Source organism: Paenibacillus typhae, from assembly GCF_900099765.1.
In the GTDB taxonomy this organism is placed as follows: Bacteria; Bacillota; Bacilli; order Paenibacillales; family Paenibacillaceae; genus Paenibacillus_AQ; species Paenibacillus_AQ typhae.
Genome location: NZ_FNDX01000021.1, coordinates 51533 through 70555, shown reverse-complemented (window position 1 = coordinate 70555; position 19023 = coordinate 51533). Strand labels below are relative to the sequence as shown.

Genomic DNA, 19023 nt, shown 5'->3' with positions numbered 1-19023 from the left:
AGTTTTTTTGGAGAGGAACCTGTAAGGGCTCAATCCTGCAACAGAAAATCACGGGTTCAATTATGCTAAGTGGAATTTCGCCATCTAATTGTCAGCAAACTGCCGCTTTGGTGCAAATAGTGGGAAAAACGCCACTTAATCTCGCACCTTTTGAGCTATACGGGGTTTGTGGGCTAAAATAGGTGGCGATTTTCCACTTAATGATTGCTAATGTTGAGAAATGATGAAATTAGGTGGCGAAAATCCAACTAAATGTTGGTTTAAGCCCGGGTAGAGGCCGCTGGATCTGCCAGCGTAACAGAATAGGAGAAATAATTATGGACAATAAAGACAACAACGGAGTGCTCAGCCAGGCTGATTACTCCTCGGCAACGGCACTATCTACGGCAGCGAATTTTATTATGAATGCAGCGGAGCCGTTTACGCATACATACCGCACCTACGTGCGTCTTAGAGAAAACGGCGGCCTGACGCTGAAGTTCTGGCATAGCAACCATGTGGATTCCACCTGGGATCTGGGGCAGGAGGCCAGCGGCAGCGAGCCGGGCGGAGAGTGGGTAATCGAGGCTGCCTATATCGCTGACGGAGGGCTTGTACCGGACGGCTCGGTAACGCCGGGGACACAGATTCCGGTTACCTTCGGCGGGCAAGGCTCCCGGCAGGTCGCTTCCGGCGAATGCTTCTGGAGCGATGAGGCAGAGCTTGAGCTGCCGGAAGGGCATTATCTGGCGTTCACCTGGACGATCAGGACACTGGCAGCCGGCAAGTCCTTCCCGTATAACGTTGAGGGAATGCTTGTCAGCGGCTTCGATGCCCCTGGAAATCTGGCAGGCAGTGAGACCGCTGAGAAATTCTCGGAATCGGATAAGCTTCTTGTAGCTCCGAGTTATATCGGCTACAAGAAGCAGGCAGCGAAGAAGCTTGTCTTCCTGGGCGATTCGATTACCCAGGGGGTACGTACAGAGAAGGATGCTTACTCCTATTGGGCGGCACGCATTGCCGAAGGGCTGGGAACGGAGTACGGCCTTTGGAATATCGGCTCGGGCTGGGGCAGAGCCTATGATGTGGCCGGAGACGGCCCATGGCTGAACAAGGCGAAGCAGGGTGATGAGATACTGATGGTGCTAGGCGTCAACGATCTGGATATCGGGAAACGCACAGCGGAGGAGCTGCTTGGCGACCTGGCAGGGATCATTAGCAAGATCAAAGAATCGAACCCGGCGGCCAAGATTATTCTCAGCACCGTTCCCCCGTTTAACTTTGCTGAGGAGAGGGAGACCTACTGGCGTACGGTAAACGCGGCGATTCGCAGTAATCCTCCGGCTGGCGTGGACCGGGTATTCGACATTGCTGCCGTATTATCGGAGCCTGCTCCGGAAGAGCACCGGATCCGGCCGGAGTATATGAGCAACGAGTTTGATCCACATCCGAACGGTCATGCCGGCAAGGCGGTAGCCGACGCTTTTTTGGCGTGGTACCGTCAGCCGGAGTAATGAACCAACCGGACCTATTAGGCATACTATGTAGTACTTTTAAACAGGAAGGTAGTGTGCTTATAAATGGGAATTCAGGCGGGGATGCAGCAGAAAGTGCTGTATCAGGCGGATAATCAGGCTGTCCAGAATTTGAAATCAGTCAGACATCATATACACAATGTATGCAGACAGCATCTCAATCAGTATGTACAGGTGCAGACGATGGACGGACAGATTGTAACAGGAAGATTACTTGGCTGTGACAGGGGATTCTTTTATTTGGGGGTACAGCAGCATGGAGGACACCGGGCCTTTTTTGGCGGCAGCGACGAAGCCCTTTTGACCTTGGTTCTCTATGAACTGCTGGTTATTACGCTTCTGTATACATGATTTCACTGACAGTGCCGATATCCTGCGGTTAATTCTGCGGCTTCTGATCCAAGTAGAACTGACGGGGAGCCTGGCAGCCGTTTCACGGCCGCCAGGCTCCTTGCTGTGTCTGGATTCCCTAGAATGTTTTAAGAATGATTACCAGCAGAATGTAAAGCACCAGAATTGTTGTAGTGGAAGTGAACATACCGCCGACATTTGCACAACCGCTCATCGTATTCCCTCCTCCGCAAGAACATCTTACAGACCCATATTATGCAGCATCCGCCTCCGGTGCATAGACATTTGACCTGCTTAATTACAATTGGAAGCTCAAATTAATGAGCATTAGCTGCTTTCTGTCTGCTTGGACTTCAGAGGGTAACCTGTATCCGGTAATCCTTCGGTGTAGCTCCGGTCTGCTTCTTAAACACCTTGCTGAAATACTTCACATCATGAAAACCGACCATCTCCGAAATCTGCGAGAGCTTAAGGCTCGGATTCTGCAGCAGCAGCTTGGCTTTTTCGATCCGAACAGAGCCGATATAGTCAGTAAAATTAATGCCGTATTCCTGCTTGAACTTGCGTGAGATATACTCCCGGCTGACATAGAATTTGCCGGCAACCTCCTGCAGCGAGAGATCGGCCATGTAGTTCTGGTCGATATATTTTACGATCTCTGTCAGCGGGTTGCGTTCCTTGACCTGTACGGCTGACAGCACCCGGGACAGGCTGGCCATCAGCGCGTAGGACCAGTCGCGCCAGGCAAACAGCGAGAACGAGTAGCCGCCTGCATATGGAGCAGGGTTATCGCGGTCGGACAGCTCCAGCTCTGCGAGGGCGCTCTCGGCCTGGCTGCCCAGCGTCTCGCGGACCAGCCGGGACCGGAACAGCAGGGCATCGGCTTTCCAGGAGCCGAGCATTTCAGGAGTGATGATACCGCTGCGGCTGAGCTCCTCGGTCCAGTGCTGCGCTGCGGCGGACAAGGCATTCGTGTTGCCGCTGACAACCGCCATTTTCCAGTCCTCCTGGACATCGGCAAAGATCGGTTTTGCTCCGGCTGCGCCTGTATCCTGCCGGTATTCTGCCGAAGCAATACTGAAGTGGCTGTAATCCTCATGCCGCAGCAGATTGCGGCGCAGCAGGGCTTCGGCAGCTTCTGTGCGCTGTGCGGCAAGCCGGCCCGGCAGGCTGCCGGCCGAGCTGATGCCAAAGTGCATCCGCAGCTGCAGGGTATGGAACAGGCCCTGATTGATTTTGCCGGTCAGCTCGGTAACGGATTCCTGAACATCCCACAGCAGAATGGCGATTTCCGGCGGTCCGCCCCAGTAGCGGAAGGCTGTGCCTATGCCCTGCGGCTGCAGAAATTCGTTACAGATGTTAACGATGGCATAATAGAGCAGCTCGCTGTCTCCGCCGAAACGCCGCAGCAGCGGGTTATTGCCGGCATCCGTCTGCACGAGCAGCAGACGCGCAGCTCCGGCACTGCCGGGGATAACGCCCTCGGCAACCAGCCGGCGCAGCGTAGTCTCTGCGGTCACCGGATCATCAATGAGCGCTGAGAGCAGCCGCTCGCCGTAGATCGGCTTGATCTCGTTCAGCCGGATGCTCTGCCGCTGCCGCTGGCTGCGTTCCTCTGCCTCAGAGCGCCAGGCGGCAACCGCCTTGGCGACAGCCTTATTGATGGCCTCCGGCTCAATAGGCTTGAGAATATAGTCAATTCCCCCGTGCCGGACTGTCTCGCGCACAAAATCAAAATCATTATGCCCGCTGACAACAATGAACTTCGTGCTCCCGGCGAACTCATTGACCCACGTCATCAGCTCAATGCCATTGCCGGATTCCATCATCATGTCCATAATAACGAGCCCGGGCTTATGCTCACGGATCAGCTCAATCGCTTCATTACCGCTTCCGGCCTCCATAATTTCCCCGATCTGGTGGGCGTCCCAGTTGACCAGCAGCCGGACCGCCTTCCTGACTCTTGCTTCATCGTCCACAATCAGCGCCTTCATATCCGTTCACTCTCCGTTAGTATATCAATTTCCAGTCTGACCATTACGCCGCCTTCGGGCAGGTTGTCTACAGTAAGTGCAGCATCTTCACCGCATACGAGACGCAGGCGGGCCAGCACATTGCCGAGACCGATGCCTGCACCGGGCGCATCACGTCTTTCCTCACTGCTCTTGAGTGCGGAAACATCGAGTGGATCAGGCCGGTTAAGCTCCTGGCGCAGCTTCTCCAGCTTGGCGGCAGGGATGGAAGTACCGTTGTTCCGGATGGTCATTTCCATCCGCCCGCCGTCCAGTCCGCTGGCCGTAATCTCAATGAATCCATCCGTACGGGACAGATTAAAGCCGTGCTTGAAGTAATTTTCCACAATCGGCTGAAGAATCATCTTCGGCATCAGTACGCCGAGCAGCGGCTCTTCCATATCGTAGCGGAAAGTGAACTTATTTTCAAAACGCTCCCGCTGCAGCTCGACATAGGCTTTGACATGCTCCAGCTCATCCTTGACCGTGACGATCTTTTCATCATTATGCATGCTGTACCGCATCATCTTGGCCAGGGCCGAGAGCAGGGAGTAAATCTGCGGAACCTTCATCTCAAGGGCCAGAGTACCGATAATCTGCAGCGTATTGTTCAGAAAATGCGGGTTAATCTGCGACTGCAGCGCCCTAAGCTCATTGGTTTTGTTGGACAGCTCCAGCCGGTATTCCCGCAAAATCAGGTTGTTGATCGTGTCCATCATGCTGCGGAAATGCTCGGTCAGCACACCGATCTCATCATTGCCCGCCGGGCGGATATCCACCTCCAGATTCCCGGTCCGCACCTGGTTCATGTACCGGGTCAGCTGCTTGATCGGGGCCGTGATCCGGAAGGAGATCAGGACAGTCAGGGCGATGATCATACTCATCAGCAGGAACAGCAGCAGGATGTTGATGCCGGCAGCCTCCTTGGCTTCACGGAACAGATAGGAAACCGGAATCTGTTTGATAAGCGTCCAGCTGAGGCCGGTGCTCTCGATTTTTTGATAAATAAAGACGGACCCGCCCTCCTCAAAATACCCCTGGGGCTCTGTGTTCGCGGCAATCTGGCTGCTGTACCAGCCTGCATTCAGCGGCTTGCCGAGCGCAGCTTCATCCCGGCTGTAGACCACGCTGCCGTCGCTGTCCACGAGATAGATATTTTCCTGATCCTGCTCATACAGCTGCTCCACAATTTCGGTAAGCGCCGCCAGCTTGACGTCAACGGACAGATAGCCGAGGGCTTCCGAAGAAGGAATACGTTCGATTCTGCGGTGAAAGGTAAAGACCGGTTCGGGAACAAATTGGGTCAGCGGCAGGGTCAGGCCATAGACATTGCTGATATGGGTGGTCTGAACCTTGACCGGAGAGCTGCCGGTAAGATTGGCCTCCTCATAGGGGGCACTCCCCAGCCAGCGCTTGGGCGTAGTGTTGTCGGTAATCAGCGTGGCTTTGCCGTCCTTGACGCCGTACAGGTACACCTGCGAAATATTGGGCAGGGAAGTGGAAATGTAACTGAGTGAATTATAAATGGCGATATCGGAGGAGAGGTCATCATAGCCGGCCTCAAGCAGGCGGTAGAAATCGGAGTCGGAATAGACGCTCAGCGACAGCCGGTTGATCTCCTGAATCAGACTGTCGATATTTTTGTAGCCCTGATAGAGCAGATTTTTGTTCTCATCCACAGCCCGTGTCCGCAGCGACTGAGTTGTGTAGGAATAGCTGATGTACATGGTCGCCATAATACAGACAAGGGTCGGGAGGAGTAAAAAAACGATCAGTTTGGTGCGAATATTGTTCCATTTCATCGATTCTTGTCACATCCGATCAATATTTTACACCTGAAAGATCACTTGCGTAGGTGTAAGAGGTCCTTCAAAAAACAGATAATATGAATAGATCATAAACAAGTAAGTGAGTAAAAGAAAGGGGGGGCCAATATATGCGCGGCAATAAGTTGTCCGGGCTCGGTCAACAGCTTTTCTTCGTTGGCCCGGCATTATTGTTCTTTACGATCGTCATGATTATCCCGTTTGTGATGGGGATGTATTACTCCTTCACCGACTGGAACGGCGTATCCGGGAATGTCGCCTGGGTAGGCTTTGACAATTTCAAAACGATTTTTACAAATGATTCGGATTTCTGGTCATCCTTCTGGTTTACCGTGCGGTTTACGCTGCTGGGGGTTGTGCTGACCAACGTAGTGGGCTTTTTCCTGGCCTATTTCCTGACCAAAGCGCTAAAGACACGCAACATGCTCCGCACCATCTTTTTTATGCCTAACGTAATCGGCGGTCTGTTGCTTGGATTTATATGGCAGTTCATCTTCATCAAGGGTTTCGCCACTATGGGCGATCTTACCGGCTGGTCTTTCTTCAATCTTCCGTGGCTCGGCGATGCGACAACCGGCTTCTGGGCCATCGTCATCGTATTTGTCTGGCAGTCCTCCGGTTACCTGATGGTTATCTACATTGCTTCACTTAACAATGTATCTAAAGAGGTACTGGAAGCAGCACAAATCGACGGAGCCTCCCGCAGCCAGACGCTGCGCAGCATCATTGTTCCGCTGATTATGCCTGCTGTAACAGTCGGACTGTTCCTGGCCATTTCCTGGTCCTTCAAAATGTTCGACCTCAACCTGTCCCTGACCAAGGGCGGACCGTTCAAATCTACAGAGTCTGTAGCGATGAACATCTATAACGAAGCCTTCCTGAACAACCGATATGGACTGGGTACGGCAAAAGCCCTGCTGTTCTTCCTGATCGTTGCCATCATTACGGTCATTCAGGTGCGGATTACGAAGAGCAAGGAGGTTGAAGCGTAATGAAAACCGAAGGCAAAGGCAAGTGGAATTATGGCCTGGAAATCATTATGATTCTCCTTGGCCTGCTGTTCCTGTCACCGTTCTATTTCCTGCTGGCTAACTCGGTGAAATCGTTCGGGGAAATTCTTAGTAATGCGGCGGCCTGGCCGTCCGAATTCGTCTGGTCCAACTACTCGCAGGCCTGGAAGCTGGCACGTTTCTCGGAAGCCTTCCGGAACTCGATTATCATTACAGTGATCTGTGTTATCCTGATCGCCCTGTTCTCTGCCATGGCAGCATACCGGATGGTCCGCGCAGATTCAAAGTTCAACCGGATTCTCCTGCTGCTGTTCGTAGCGGCAATGGTGGTGCCGTTCCAGACCATCATGATTCCGATCCTGCAGGTGGTTAACTTCCTGGGAGTCAACAATTCTATTCCCGGTCTGGTAATGGCCCAACTCGGCCTCAGCATTCCGATGGCGATCTTCCTGTTCCACGGATTCATCAAATCCGTACCGCTGGAGATCGAAGAAGCGGCAACCGTTGACGGCTGTAATCCGCTGACTGTATTCTTCCGGATCGTACTTCCGCTGCTCAAGCCGATGCTGATGACGATTATCGTACTGAATGCACTGGGCATCTGGAATGACTATCTGCTGCCGTCTCTGATTCTTCAGGCACCTGAGCTGCGGACTATTCCGCTGGCAACCTTCTCGTTCTTCGGGCAGTATACGAAGCAGTGGGATATGGCGCTTCCGGCGCTGACACTCGGTGTAGCTCCAATTGTTGTGTTCTATCTGTTCATGCAGCGTTACATTGTTGAGGGAATCGCGGCGGGTTCGGTGAAGGGTTAATCCCTTCCCGAGTCCTTCGTTCCATACATTTATCAAGCATTCAAACTTATCAAGGGGGAAAATAGAATGAATAAGAAACGTACTGCAGTAATGATGTCCAGCGTAATGCTGATGTCTGTTGTGCTCGCGGCCTGCGGCGGCAATAACAATACCGCTTCAAATAACGCACAAAATGGAAGCGCTGGCAACTCCGCATCCGGAGAAGTGAAAACGGTTAAAATCTTCCAGTTCAAAACGGAAATCGTAGAAGGCCTGAACGAGCTGAAGGTTGAATTTGAAAAAGAGTATCCGAACATCAAGCTGGACATCCAGACTGTAGGCGGCGGTGCGGACTATGCGGCAGCCCTGAAGACGAAATTCGCTTCCGGCGATGCGCCTGATATTTTCTCAAACGGCGGTTATGCGGAAATGGAACTGTGGGGAGACAAGCTCGAGGACCTGTCCGACCAGCCTTGGGTTAAGGATCTGATTCCTTTGGCAGCTGAGCCAATGACCAAGGACGGCAAAACCTACGGGATGCCAATGAACCTTGAAGGTATCGGTTATGTATATAACAAGGACCTGTTCGAAAAAGCAGGTATCACCGAAACACCTAAAACCATCACCGAGCTGGAAGAAGCGGCTAAAAAGCTGCAGGCGATCGACGTTATTCCTTTCGGCAACGCTTATCAGGAATGGTGGCTGCTGGGTATCCAGGGCATCAGCGTAGCTTTTGCACAGCAGGATAATGTTGATGAGTTCATCAACGGTCTGAACGCCGGCACTTCCACAATCGTGGGCAACGAGAAATTTAAGGATTGGAGCAATCTGCTCAACCTGACTGTAAAATATGGACAGAAAAATCCTTTGACTACAGATGCTAATACTCACCTGGCTATGTTCGCTAATGGCGAAACGGCTATGATGCAGGAAGGCAACTGGGCACAGACTCTGGTTGACGGCATCACTCCGGACATGAACATCGGTATGTTCCCTATGCCAATCAACGACGATGCTGCAATGAATGATAAGCTGTCTGTAGGCGTTCCGGCTAACCTGGTCGTTAACAAGGATTCCGATTCGAAGGAAGAAGCTAAGACTTTTCTCAACTGGCTCGTAACTTCTGACATGGGTAAAGAGTATATCGTGAAAAAATGGAAATTCATCCCTGCTTTGTCCACAATCCCTGCAACACCTGAAGATATCGGCCTTCTTGGTGCTGATGTATGGAACTATGTTAAAGCAGGTAAAGTTTACGGATTGCAGGCTTCGAAATTCCCTGATGGTGTAACCCAAGAATTCGCCAGCTCGATTCAGCAGCTGATTGCTGGTAAAGTGGACGAAGCCGGCTGGGAAGCTTCCATGCAAGCAGCTTGGGACAAGTTAAAGAAGTAAGGTTTTTGGAAACTAAATATAGAGTCCTTTAAAGGACCGTTAAAGTTGGATTAAGCAAGTGGATTTGCCGGGGCGTTCCCGCCTCTCGCATCAGTGATGTGAGGCGGGGGCGCCTTTTTGGTAAGATGGAACCATGCAGGAAAGGAGAGCGAGTCAATGGGGATGAACAGTTACGGTAAAGAAGAGAGCGGTTACATCAAGGGGAATAGTGATTACAGTAGGGGACTGAGTGAATACAGTAAGGAAAAGAGTGCCTATAGCAGGGAACAGGGTAAATTTAGTGGAGAAAAGAGTGACCACAGCAACGTCCAGATCGGCGTTGACTATTATCCGGAGCATTGGGATGAGTCGTTGTGGGAAGAGGACATAAAGTTAATGAAGGAAACCGGCGTCCGGGTGGTCAGGGTAGCCGAATTTGCCTGGAGCCGGCTTGAGCCGTCAGAAGGGCGCTTTGAGTTTGGATGGCTCGACCGGGCGATCGATCTGCTGCACCGCTATGGTATGCAGGTTGTCATCGGAACGCCTACAGCAACACCGCCGCGCTGGCTGACAACGGCGTATCCTGATGTATTGCCGGTATTCTCGGACGGGCAAATCTATCATCCGGGCGTGCGCGGACACCGCTGCTATAACAGCGGGTCACTGCGTATGTACGGCACGCGTATCGTTGAGAAGCTGGCCCGCCATTACAGCGGACATCCGGCGGTAATCGGCTGGCAGACCGACAATGAATTCGGGATGATCGACTGTCATTGCGATGCCTGCAATACGGCGTTCCGCAGCTGGGTTCAAGGCAAGTACGGCAGCCTGGACCGGGTAAATGCCGAGTGGGGAACAGTGGTATGGAGCGGTGAGTACAGTGACTGGAACGAGCTGACGGTGCCTTATGGCGGGTCAAAATTCCAGAATCCTTCGCTGCTGCTCGATTTCCAGCGTTTCCAGTGGGATGCGGTGGTGAAATTCCAGCAGACTCAGCTGGAGGTTCTGCGCACTGAATGTCCGGGGCATTTCGTTACGCACAACTTCCACAGCTATCCGCAGCGGCTGGACATGTATGCGGTCGGTGCGGATCTGGATGTCGCGTCCTTTGATTATTATCCCAATACGTCGCCGGATAAGCAGGCGACCACTCCTTACAGCGGGGCGCTGTCGCTGGATGTGACACGCGGGATCAAGCGGAGCAACTTCTGGATTATGGAGCAGCTCAGCGGACCGCCGGGATGCTGGATGCCGATGTGGCGTACGCCATATCCCGGCTTCATCCGGGCCTATGCCTGGCAGAGCATCGCCCGGGGGGCGGACACGGTTGTTCATTTCCGTTGGAGAAGCGCAATTGCCGGTGCCGAGCAGTACTGGCACGGGCTGATCGACCACAGCAATGTGCCGGGCCGCAGGTTCACCGAGTTTGCACAGCTGTGCAGTGAGGTGAACCAGCTTAGCGGTAAGCTCAAGGGAACGGTGCTTAAAGCTGAAGTGGCGATTCTGCATTCCCATGAGCAGAAGGCGGCACTGGATATTCAGCCGCAGGCTGAAGGGTTCGATTACTATGAGAACATCAAGCAGATCCACCGCGCCCTGACGAAGCTTGGCATCGGCTGCGATGTGATCCGTGCGGGGGAGCCGCTGGACGGCTATAAGCTGGTCATTGCGCCAAGCCTGTATCTGCTCGGCGAGGAGCTGGCGGCGCAGCTGGAGGAATACGCAATTGCCGGCGGCACGCTGATCCTGACGAACCGGACAGGCGTGAAGAACATGGACAATGTGTGCGTCATGCAGCCGCTGCCGGGCCTTTTGAGCCGCGCTGCCGGAGTCTGGGTGCATGAATATGATCCAATCGGCGGCGCTGCCCATGTAATCCGGGACGAGGCCAGTGATACCTTTGCCTGCAGCCAGTGGTGCGATCTGCTGACTCCGGTTACTGCAGAGCCTATAGCCTGGTATAACGATGATTTCTATGCCGGCACTCCGGCAATCACCGTTAACCGCTTCGGCAAAGGCGAGGTGTACTACTTCGGCACTCATGCCGAGGAGCGTTACTGGTCGGGACTGCTTGGCAGTCTGGCCGGCAGGCACGGGCTCCGGCGCTTCGCCGGCCTGCCGGACGGCGTTCAGGCTTCCGTGCGCAGCGGGGAGAACGGCAGCTTCCTGTTCCTGCTGAATCTCAGCCGGACCGAGCAGGCCGTGCCGCTGGAGAAGAATTACCGCTGCGCATTCAGCGGAGAGACGCGCTCAGGTCTGCTGCTGCTTGCTCCATACGGTGTTGAGATTCTGGAGCTGGAAGGGTAACGGCCAGCTCGAAGCTAACGGACTGAGCAGCCTTTATTTCGTACAAATCATATTTTTTCGCAGGCTAACGGACACCAGCGCTCCTATTCCCCGGATTTTCTGCCAAATGCGGCTGGAAGTAAGGGGATAAGAGCGCTACGGTCCGTTAACCGGATAAAGTTATGTTTTTCGGGTAAATAAGGTCGCTACTGTCCGTTAGAATTGCGGGAGCGGGCAGAGGTGGTGGCCCTGTGCCAACTTCCACAGATCGTCTGTGCTGACTTTCAGTGTATAGATCTCTGCTGTACGTTATTGAGGGTTACCCATGGCTTAAGCTGAGGGATGGCGTCTTCTGCCTTTGCTGCCGAGGCGGCGGGAAAAGGGAACAGGAGCTGTTGGCGGTCGTCTTTCCGGGCCGGGGCTGGATGGCTGTTCGTTCTCTTCACCGCGCATGATAGCGAGCAATTCATACACAGTGGTGATCCGGCTGATATCAATAGCTTTTTCGCTGCCTTCCTGGCCTCCGGGCACCTTGAAGCTCCAACGTTTGGTATCCATTTTTGTTCACTCCTTAAAAGTTTGTAGGATCGCTCCCTTGATATGGCTGCGCAAACTTGCCTCGGAAGCATAGACTTGAGTTTGTAGGATCGCTCCCTTGATATGGCTGCGCAAACTTGCCTCGGAAGCATAGACTTAAGTTTGTAGGATCGCTCCCTTGATATGGCTGCGCAAACTTGCCTCGGAAGCATAGACTTGAGTTTTGTTGGGGAGCTTGGGTCTGACAACGCAGTCATCTTTTATAATTCCATCATATTCCCTGCAGCTTTTCTTGTATAATGAAGGGAAATGATGGAGGGCATCACTGCAAGTGATGGCTGCTTTTGGAGGGGGAGTAACGGATTATGGATATAGGGCTTCTCAGGGTATTTCAGGCAGTGGCCGAGGAAGGAAGCATCTCCAAAGCGGCGCAAAGTCTGAGCTATGTTCAATCGAATGTGACGGCCCGGATTCAACAGCTGGAGCAGGAGCTGAAGACACCGCTGTTCTACCGGCACAGCCGGGGGATCACGCTGACTTCAGCCGGACAAACCCTGCTTGAATATACAGTCCGGATCTTCAAGCTGCTGGATGAAGCGCAGCAGGCGGTTCTGGATTCGCCGGTGCCCAAAGGCTCCATTATGGTCGGCTCCGATACAACCGCTGCTGTCCGGCTGCCTGCCATACTCTCCGCCTACCGCAGCTGCTATCCGGACGTTGAGGTCCAGCTGCAGATTCGCAGACCCTCTGAACTGATCGACGCTGTTCTGCAGCATACTGTCCAGGGCGCCTTCCTGGATGGGCCGGTCGAGCATCCGGAGATTGTGCAGGAGCTGGTTATCAACGAGCAGTTGGGGCTGATCATTCCGGACAGCATGGACTACGAGGACTTGCAATCCATTCACGGGCAGACCCTGCTCATGCTGAATGCGGAGTGCCTGTACCGGATGAGGCTGGATGCCTGGCTCAGGGAGGAGGGCCTCCGGCTGGGCAAGGTGATGGAGTTCGGGACGATGGAGGGCCTGATGGCCTGCGTCAGGGCGGGGATTGGCTTTGCGGTGCTGCCGGTCTCCTATTTCAGACGGATGAATATCACACAGGGCATTTCCTGCTATCCGTTCCCGGAACGCTATGCAGAGGTGCCGACTGTATTCATCCGGCGGCGTGACCTGTATATGACAAGCGCCTTCCGCGAGTTCATAGAAGTGCTGAAGGTGCATCTGCCGGAGGCAGTCTTCTGCAATGAGCTCCCTGCTGCCGGGGGCAGACGGGTAGATGCCTGAAACAGACCTCTGTCTGAGGCCTGCCTGCAGATGTTGATTAAGTAATCAGACTTCCGCTTCACGGAACCCGTGAAAGCCGGAGATAAAGAAACAGGGCACCAGCACCCGGAGTATCCGGGAAAGCGGTGCCCTGTTTTATGTATTTGTTTGTTAGAGCTATTACAATGCCCAATACTCTCGCCCAAGGCTCAATGTTAATGCACCGTGTTTTATATCAGCTAACTCACTCAGTGCCCCCGCTCAGCGTGTTCTTCCCAGAATTAAGTGGAATTTCACCACCTAATATTCTTCCGAAACATCGTTTTGGGAAAATAGATGGAAAAAGCACACTTAATTATATCTAAATTGCCTGCAGTAAGGCTTTCCGGCTAAATTAGATGGCATATTTCCACCTAATTACTCTGGGCAGTGAATTTTCATCAAAATAGATGGCGAAAATCCAACTAAATGGTTTTTGAATTATTCGGCCAGCTAGCCTCGGCAGATATGCGCTTGCTTGTTTGTTTAAAGGTGAGCTCACCTGAGGACGTGGAATGTGATCCGTTGCCAGGGGCAGCCCGAAACAAAAGGCACTTTTGCCTTTGAATTCGCAGAATTCCCGGAGCACACTGCTTTTTACCAACTTCAATATGCGCAGTGCCGGTCAGTGCAGCCGCCGGAACTGATCCGGTGTTGTGCCGGACTGCTTGCGGAAGGTGGCTACGAAGTGGCTGACATCGCGGAAGCCGACCAGCTGCGAGATGGTTTTGACAGTCATAGCCGGCTTGCTGACCAGTAATTCCTTACTCTTGCGGATCCGCAGGCGTACGAAATAAGCGTAAGGAGAAAGTCCGAAGGTCTGCAGGAACAGGCTGTTAAGATGGCGGCCCGACACATCAAGCTGTGAAGCAAGATCATACAGGCCGATAGACGGATCGCCGTAATGGCTGTCCATCCACTTCAGGAGCGGCTGAAGCTTGTCGACATTCCGGGAGATGGAGGTATTGTTATGCAGGTGACCGTACTTGTTAAGCGTCAGCAGGAAGCGGTAGGCATCGGTGGACACGCCCAGGCTGAACATGTCTGCAGCAGCATCATGCCGGTCCAGCATATCCTGCAGCATTACGGTCAACGGCGATTCATTCTCCCAGCGGTAAAAGGAATTCCTGTGCATGCCTGCAGATTCAAGGATGTGCCGGGATGAGCTGCCGCCGAAGGTGAGATAGTAAGTGCACCAGTTCTGTGACGATAGCGCCTCATACCTGTGCGGAGTGCCTGGCAGCAGTAAGATGCCGCTGCCTTCGGACAGGGTGAGCTTCTTGTCCTCGAAATGGATAATCCCTTCGCCGGAAGCCGTCTGCAGCCAGTGATAGACGTAATAGCCGTCCGGCCGCGAAACTTTTTCCTGATCAGGATTATAGCCCATGCTGTCCAGTGTAATTGGCAGATGCTCCCCGCCTTCGCGGGCGAATACAATTCTGCGCGGGGGTGAAGCTAACAATAGAAGTCACCTCTGTGTAATGCCATATTATTATATGTTATGGCGCGAATTTTATATTTATAGCGGTAAGTTTAAGGGTTAAACTAAGTATATACTTATACTATAAAGGAAGTGCGATTCGTGATCAACAATAAATTACCGAAAATCTGGTACGGCGGTGATTATAATCCCGAGCAGTGGGATGCCCCGGTATGGGCAGAGGATGAACGGATGTTTAAGCTGGCCGGGATTGATGTAGCGACGATTAACGTCTTTTCCTGGGCGATGATTCAGCCTTCTGAAGATACATATGACTTCTCGGAGCTGGATGAGCTGATGGACCGGCTATATAAAAATGGAACTTATGTATGTCTGGCAACGGGAACAGGCGCACATCCGGCATGGATGGCACACCGCTATCCTGAAGTGACCCGTGTTGATGTCCAGGGCAGAAAACGTAAATTCGGCGGACGCCATAACTCCAATCCGAACAGCCCGGTATACCGCAAATATTCGGCCAGGCTCGCCGGCAAGCTGGCTGAACGTTATAAGGACCATCCGGCGCTGCTGATCTGGCATATCTCCAATGAATACGGCGGATATGATTATTCCGAGCAGTCTGCAGCGGCCTTCCGGGTCTGGCTGAAGGACCGTTACGGCACGCTGGACGCACTGAACAAGGCATGGAATACCAAGTTCTGGGGACATGTCTTCTATGACTGGGAAGAAATTGTGGTGCCGAATGAGCTGAGTGAGGAATGGAACGGGAACCGTACCAATTTCCAGGGTATTTCCCTGGATTACCGGAGGTTCATGTCTCACAGCCTGCTGGAATGCTACAAGCTGGAAAAGGAGGCCATCCGGGAGCACAGCCCTAATATTCCGGTAACCACCAACCTGATGGGCTTCTATCCGGAGCTGGATTATTTTGAGTGGGCCAAGCATATGGACGTGATCTCCTGGGATAACTATCCGGCGCTTGATACTCCGGTCAGCTTTACGGCGATGACGCATGATCTGATGCGCGGATTGAAGAACGGCCAGCCGTTCATGCTGATGGAGCAGACCCCGAGCCAGCAGAACTGGATGCCGTACAACTCGCTCAAGCGCCCGGGCGTGATGCGTCTGTGGAGCTACCAGGCGGTAGCGCGCGGGGCGGACACCGTGCTGTTCTTCCAGCTGCGCCGTTCTATCGGTGCCTGCGAGAAGTACCACGGTGCCGTTATCGAGCATGTCGGCCACGAGCACACCCGCGTCTTCCGTGAATGTGCAGAGCTCGGGTGGGAGCTTGCGCTGCTTGGCGATGAGCTGCTGGACGCGAACAGTGCAGCGCAGATCGGGATTATCTATGACTGGGAGAACCGCTGGGCGCTTGACCTCTCGAGCGGACCGACCGTTGCCCTTGATTATGTAAAAGAAGTGCATAAATATTATGATGCGCTCTACCAGCAAAATATTGAGGCCGATATCATCGGTGTGGAAGAAGATCTGTCCAGGTACAAAGTGGTGATCGCACCGGTAATGTACATGATCAAGCCGGGCTTTGCCGCTAAGGTTGAGGCTTTCGTCAAGGCAGGCGGGACCTTCGTGACCACCTTCTTCAGCGGGATCGTCAATGAAAATGATCTGGTTACCGTAGGGGGCTATCCGGGAGAGCTGCGCAAGGTGCTCGGCATCTGGGCGGAGGAGATCGATGCGCTGCTGCCTGAGATGAGCAACGAAATCGTTATGAGCAGTGACTGGGGAGCATTAAGCGGCACTTACAGCTGCAATCTGCTCTGTGATCTGATTCACTCTGAAGGAGCAGAAGTGCTGGCCCGCTACGGATCAGACTTTTACAAGGGCATGCCGGTATTGACCGCGAACAGCTTCGGGGAAGGCAAAGCTTATTATGTGGCTTCCAGTCCGGAGGCCAGCTTCCTGCATGGCTTCCTCACGACCCTGTGCGAGGAGAACGGCATCATGCCGCTGGTTAAGGCACCGGAAGGCATCGAGTCCGTTCAGCGTGTGAAGGACGGCGTATCGTATCTGTTCCTCTTGAACCACAAGGAGGAGGAGCTTGGCGCGGATATCGGGACAGCGGAGCGCACTGATCTGCTTACCGGCCAAACCTATAGCGGCACGGCCATGGTTCCGGGCCGGGGTGTTCTGATTTTGTCCGATAAGAAGTAAGACGATTCTAAGATTTTGAATATACAAAAAAACCGGCAAATTTCGTGATGCGAAAGCTTGCCGGTTTTTTATATACATGACCGCTGAAGCCGGAACACTACTCGGTAAATGATCCGAAATCCGTAATCTTAAGGTCATACTTGAAGCTGATCCGGGCGCGGCTGAACACTTCGTCCCAGTGGTCTTCGACCTTTTTCCATGCCCGGGGCTGCTGGATGCTGAGCGCATCCCCGAAGCCGGCCACATCAGCCTTATAATCCTGCTGCAGCTTGCTGATCATATGCTCCATCATCTGCTTCAGCTTTTCTTCAAATAGCTTGGCGGCCTTTTCCGTATTATCGCCTGATGAAAGGATGCTTGAGGTGTTCCACGTTTCAATCAGCCGGCCCTCTGTCTCGATGGACACCTCAAACCGAATCTTATCCCCGTCCGAACGGGCTTTGATCTTGCTCTTCATCGCTTTCATCTCATAGGTCATCGGCTCATTGTCCCAGTCATAAGCTTTGATGACGCCGGTATCACCCTTGCCGGTCAGCCATGAGAGGCATTCAGTGTCTTCCTGATTCAGGTTGCCGACCCAATGCCCAGTGCCCCCCTTAACAACCGCTGCTCCGGCAAACTCGGTCTCGCCATCCGCAGTAACAAGATTCTGCAGCGCAAAACTCCGCTTGGAGTGTATGAGTGCGTCCAGTTTAGACAGAATCATCGGACTCAGCACTTTACTTGTTCTGCTCCTGTTGCGGAGCATCTGCCGGATATGAACGGAAGGGACTTCATCACTGCGTTTGGAGACCATCGTCTCCTCTGCCCGGCCCTGGCTGATAAAAACCATGGAACTGGGGCGGATGTCATTGTCACGGAGCACAAAATCCATCAGTTGCCCTATCGACTGCTGCTTCAGCAGTTCGGCTGAAATAACGATGACCTTAAGATGATGGCCGACAATCGGACGTTCGTTCCGGATGGAGTACTGGCGGAAAATTTCTAGCAACGAATCCCCGGTGCCGGAGACATTCTGGTAAGGCGTGCCCTGCTGGCCGCCCTGCTTGTCCTTACTCCCTGTAGTCTTCACCGGAATAACCTGAATCGTTGCCGTAATCTTGTTCTGCTTGGAATAGGTGATGCCTTTATCCTCCAGCTCCTGCTCCGCCTTGGTCAGCTCTCCCTTATCGAGGGCGAGGCCGGTATAAAGCGCCAGATCCTCGATCTCCTTGCTGCTCCAGCATCCGGTCTGGGTGGCGGCAAGCAGGGAGAGACAAAGGATAAGCGGAAGCAAACGCCTATACATGCTGCTTCAGTCCTTTCGTGCGGATAAGCCAGATGATGGAGAGCAGCACGGGCAGCAACAGAAACAGTACGAGCCCCATCCTGCCGATGAAATCCCCCAGACTGAACACTTCATTAACGGTTTTTGGAATCATCGCCGAGATGAAAATGACTGGAACCAGCATATAGATCACCGGATGAACCTTCAGCTTCAATATCTGGGAAAGGCCCAGCGAGGCCTGGAAAAAGAAGCTGCAGAAGTTGCAGAACATTTGCATCAGCCAGATCACCATCAGCGGAAATTCCATGCGCTCGAACAGAAAGCCGCTGATTTCAAAGCTGCGGATCAGGTCGATCGTCGGCCAGGTGCTTGTAATAACAGAATCAATGGAGAGCCCGCCGATAACCATGACTACTGTCAAAAGATACAGCCCAACCGGAATGCCGATGCCGATCAGCATTGTTTTTACTGCCTGCCCCGGCTTCTGCATAAAAGCGACAAGCGTCAGAATAACCTCGCAGCCGCTGTAGACGAGTACGGTTGACTTCAGGCCGCGGATGACGGGCATAATCCCGTTTCCCAGGACAGGACGCAGATTGTCGATATCGAACAGCCGGAAGCTGAGCGCGTAGCAGATCATCAAGATCATGATGCTGATCGGGAATACGATTTGAAACACTCTGGCGATGGAGTTGATACCGCCGTAAACGAGGTAGGTTCCCGCCCAGATAAAAGGCAGGACAATCGCCCAGATGGGCGTGCCCTCCAGAAGGAAGAACAGCGTGACTTCCGCCAGCGAACGGATTTCAAAGCCGGCCAGGATCAGAAAATAAAGAACCAGCAGCAGGCAGAGCACTGCACCCGGCACCCGGCCGACGATTCTGCCCGCATACTGGAAAATCGTTTTCCCGGGAAACTGCTGGCTGATCTTTACCATCAGGGTGACCACCGCCATCACAATGATGCCGCCCAGCGTGACAGACAGCCAGGAATCCGGGGTCTTTACAGCTTCGCTTACACCCCGCGGCAGGGTCAGAATCCCCGCGCCAAGCACGGTGTTATTAAGGAATACGGCTGCTTGTGTAGCGGTAATTTTGTCATCTGTACGGGTAAACATTGCATGGCTCCTCTCTTGCAA

Annotated in this window: 15 protein-coding genes; 8 read left to right on the top strand and 7 right to left on the bottom strand. The window is 53.2% G+C overall.

Going from position 1 to position 19023, the window contains the following annotated elements:
* Positions 1–317: 317 nt before the first annotated feature.
* Together BLR64_RS17405 and BLR64_RS17400 are read left to right on the top strand one after the other, a co-directional pair.
* Positions 318–1493 (top strand): SGNH/GDSL hydrolase family protein, encoded by a 1176-nt coding sequence (locus BLR64_RS17405; RefSeq protein WP_090716065.1) that lies wholly within the window; start codon positions 318–320, stop codon positions 1491–1493.
* Between the two features lie 66 nt (positions 1494–1559).
* A complete protein-coding gene (locus tag BLR64_RS17400; RefSeq protein ID WP_090716063.1) occupies positions 1560–1865 on the top strand; it encodes a hypothetical protein in 306 nt (101 codons plus the stop codon).
* 118 nt (positions 1866–1983) lie between these two features.
* On the opposite strand, the gene BLR64_RS30575 is transcribed toward BLR64_RS17400, so the two are convergent.
* The 3 genes from BLR64_RS30575 to BLR64_RS17390 all read right to left on the bottom strand — a co-directional run bounded on the left by BLR64_RS30575 (position 1984) and on the right by BLR64_RS17390 (position 5679).
* On the bottom strand, positions 1984–2079 hold the full coding sequence (locus tag BLR64_RS30575) for a sporulation protein YjcZ (RefSeq protein WP_197071388.1): 96 nt from the start codon (positions 2077–2079) through the stop codon (positions 1984–1986).
* 139 nt (positions 2080–2218) lie between these two features.
* The gene (locus BLR64_RS17395) at positions 2219–3859 is read right to left on the bottom strand and encodes a response regulator transcription factor (RefSeq protein ID WP_090716061.1); all 1641 of its coding nucleotides are present in this window, start codon (positions 3857–3859) and stop codon (positions 2219–2221) included.
* Complete coding sequence (locus tag BLR64_RS17390; RefSeq protein WP_090716060.1) at positions 3856–5679, bottom strand: cache domain-containing sensor histidine kinase; 1824 nt, start codon at positions 5677–5679, stop codon at positions 3856–3858. The genes BLR64_RS17395 and BLR64_RS17390 overlap by 4 nt, the downstream gene beginning before the upstream one ends.
* 134 nt (positions 5680–5813) lie before the next feature.
* Here BLR64_RS17390 and BLR64_RS17385 point away from each other — a divergent pair, with 134 nt between their 5' ends.
* The 4 genes from BLR64_RS17385 to BLR64_RS17370 all read left to right on the top strand — a co-directional run bounded on the left by BLR64_RS17385 (position 5814) and on the right by BLR64_RS17370 (position 11188).
* Positions 5814–6695 (top strand): carbohydrate ABC transporter permease, encoded by an 882-nt coding sequence (locus tag BLR64_RS17385; protein WP_090716058.1) that lies wholly within the window; start codon positions 5814–5816, stop codon positions 6693–6695.
* Positions 6695–7528, top strand: coding sequence for a carbohydrate ABC transporter permease (locus BLR64_RS17380; RefSeq protein WP_068721850.1), 834 nt, complete (start codon positions 6695–6697; stop codon positions 7526–7528). Before BLR64_RS17385 ends, BLR64_RS17380 begins: the two co-directional genes overlap by 1 nt.
* Before the next feature lie 66 nt (positions 7529–7594).
* Complete coding sequence (locus BLR64_RS17375; RefSeq protein WP_090716057.1) at positions 7595–8902, top strand: ABC transporter substrate-binding protein; 1308 nt, start codon at positions 7595–7597, stop codon at positions 8900–8902.
* A gap of 156 nt (positions 8903–9058) precedes the next feature.
* Positions 9059–11188 carry a beta-galactosidase gene (locus BLR64_RS17370; protein WP_244157746.1) on the top strand — a complete coding sequence of 710 codons (2130 nt, stop codon included), beginning with the start codon at positions 9059–9061 and terminating at the stop codon, positions 11186–11188.
* 309 nt (positions 11189–11497) lie between these two features.
* Here the strand turns inward: BLR64_RS17370 and BLR64_RS17365 are convergent, their stop codons facing one another.
* Complete coding sequence (locus BLR64_RS17365; RefSeq protein ID WP_090716055.1) at positions 11498–11725, bottom strand: hypothetical protein; 228 nt, start codon at positions 11723–11725, stop codon at positions 11498–11500.
* A 344-nt stretch (positions 11726–12069) separates the two neighbouring features.
* On the opposite strand from BLR64_RS17365, the gene BLR64_RS17360 reads away from it, so the two are divergent.
* A complete protein-coding gene (locus BLR64_RS17360; protein ID WP_090716054.1) occupies positions 12070–12987 on the top strand; it encodes a LysR family transcriptional regulator in 918 nt (305 codons plus the stop codon).
* Between the two features lie 643 nt (positions 12988–13630).
* On the opposite strand, the gene BLR64_RS17355 is transcribed toward BLR64_RS17360, so the two are convergent.
* Complete coding sequence (locus BLR64_RS17355) at positions 13631–14467, bottom strand: AraC family transcriptional regulator (RefSeq protein ID WP_090716053.1); 837 nt, start codon at positions 14465–14467, stop codon at positions 13631–13633.
* Positions 14468–14587: 120 nt separating this feature from the next.
* On the opposite strand from BLR64_RS17355, the gene BLR64_RS17350 reads away from it, so the two are divergent.
* Positions 14588–16618, top strand: a complete 2031-nt coding sequence (locus BLR64_RS17350) for a beta-galactosidase (protein WP_090716051.1) — start codon at positions 14588–14590, stop codon at positions 16616–16618.
* A gap of 97 nt (positions 16619–16715) precedes the next feature.
* Here BLR64_RS17350 and BLR64_RS17345 read toward each other — a convergent pair whose 3' ends face one another.
* Both BLR64_RS17345 and BLR64_RS17340 read right to left on the bottom strand, forming a co-directional pair.
* Positions 16716–17906 (bottom strand): Ger(x)C family spore germination protein, encoded by a 1191-nt coding sequence (locus BLR64_RS17345; protein WP_090716050.1) that lies wholly within the window; start codon positions 17904–17906, stop codon positions 16716–16718.
* Complete coding sequence (locus BLR64_RS17340; RefSeq protein WP_090716049.1) at positions 17899–19002, bottom strand: GerAB/ArcD/ProY family transporter; 1104 nt, start codon at positions 19000–19002, stop codon at positions 17899–17901. The genes BLR64_RS17345 and BLR64_RS17340 overlap by 8 nt, the downstream gene beginning before the upstream one ends.
* Positions 19003–19023 lie beyond the last annotated feature (21 nt).

Coding starts and splice junctions, on each gene's coding strand:
- BLR64_RS17405 (WP_090716065.1), top strand. CDS start 318: ATGGACAATAAAGACAACAACGGAGTGCTCAGCCAGGCTGATTACTCC.
- BLR64_RS17400 (WP_090716063.1), top strand. CDS start 1,560: ATGGGAATTCAGGCGGGGATGCAGCAGAAAGTGCTGTATCAGGCGGAT.
- BLR64_RS30575 (WP_197071388.1), bottom strand. CDS start 2,079: ATGAGCGGTTGTGCAAATGTCGGCGGTATGTTCACTTCCACTACAACA.
- BLR64_RS17395 (WP_090716061.1), bottom strand. CDS start 3,859: ATGAAGGCGCTGATTGTGGACGATGAAGCAAGAGTCAGGAAGGCGGTC.
- BLR64_RS17390 (WP_090716060.1), bottom strand. CDS start 5,679: ATGAAATGGAACAATATTCGCACCAAACTGATCGTTTTTTTACTCCTC.
- BLR64_RS17385 (WP_090716058.1), top strand. CDS start 5,814: ATGCGCGGCAATAAGTTGTCCGGGCTCGGTCAACAGCTTTTCTTCGTT.
- BLR64_RS17380 (WP_068721850.1), top strand. CDS start 6,695: ATGAAAACCGAAGGCAAAGGCAAGTGGAATTATGGCCTGGAAATCATT.
- BLR64_RS17375 (WP_090716057.1), top strand. CDS start 7,595: ATGAATAAGAAACGTACTGCAGTAATGATGTCCAGCGTAATGCTGATG.
- BLR64_RS17370 (WP_244157746.1), top strand. CDS start 9,059: ATGGGGATGAACAGTTACGGTAAAGAAGAGAGCGGTTACATCAAGGGG.
- BLR64_RS17365 (WP_090716055.1), bottom strand. CDS start 11,725: ATGGATACCAAACGTTGGAGCTTCAAGGTGCCCGGAGGCCAGGAAGGC.
- BLR64_RS17360 (WP_090716054.1), top strand. CDS start 12,070: ATGGATATAGGGCTTCTCAGGGTATTTCAGGCAGTGGCCGAGGAAGGA.
- BLR64_RS17345 (WP_090716050.1), bottom strand. CDS start 17,906: ATGTATAGGCGTTTGCTTCCGCTTATCCTTTGTCTCTCCCTGCTTGCC.
- BLR64_RS17340 (WP_090716049.1), bottom strand. CDS start 19,002: ATGTTTACCCGTACAGATGACAAAATTACCGCTACACAAGCAGCCGTA.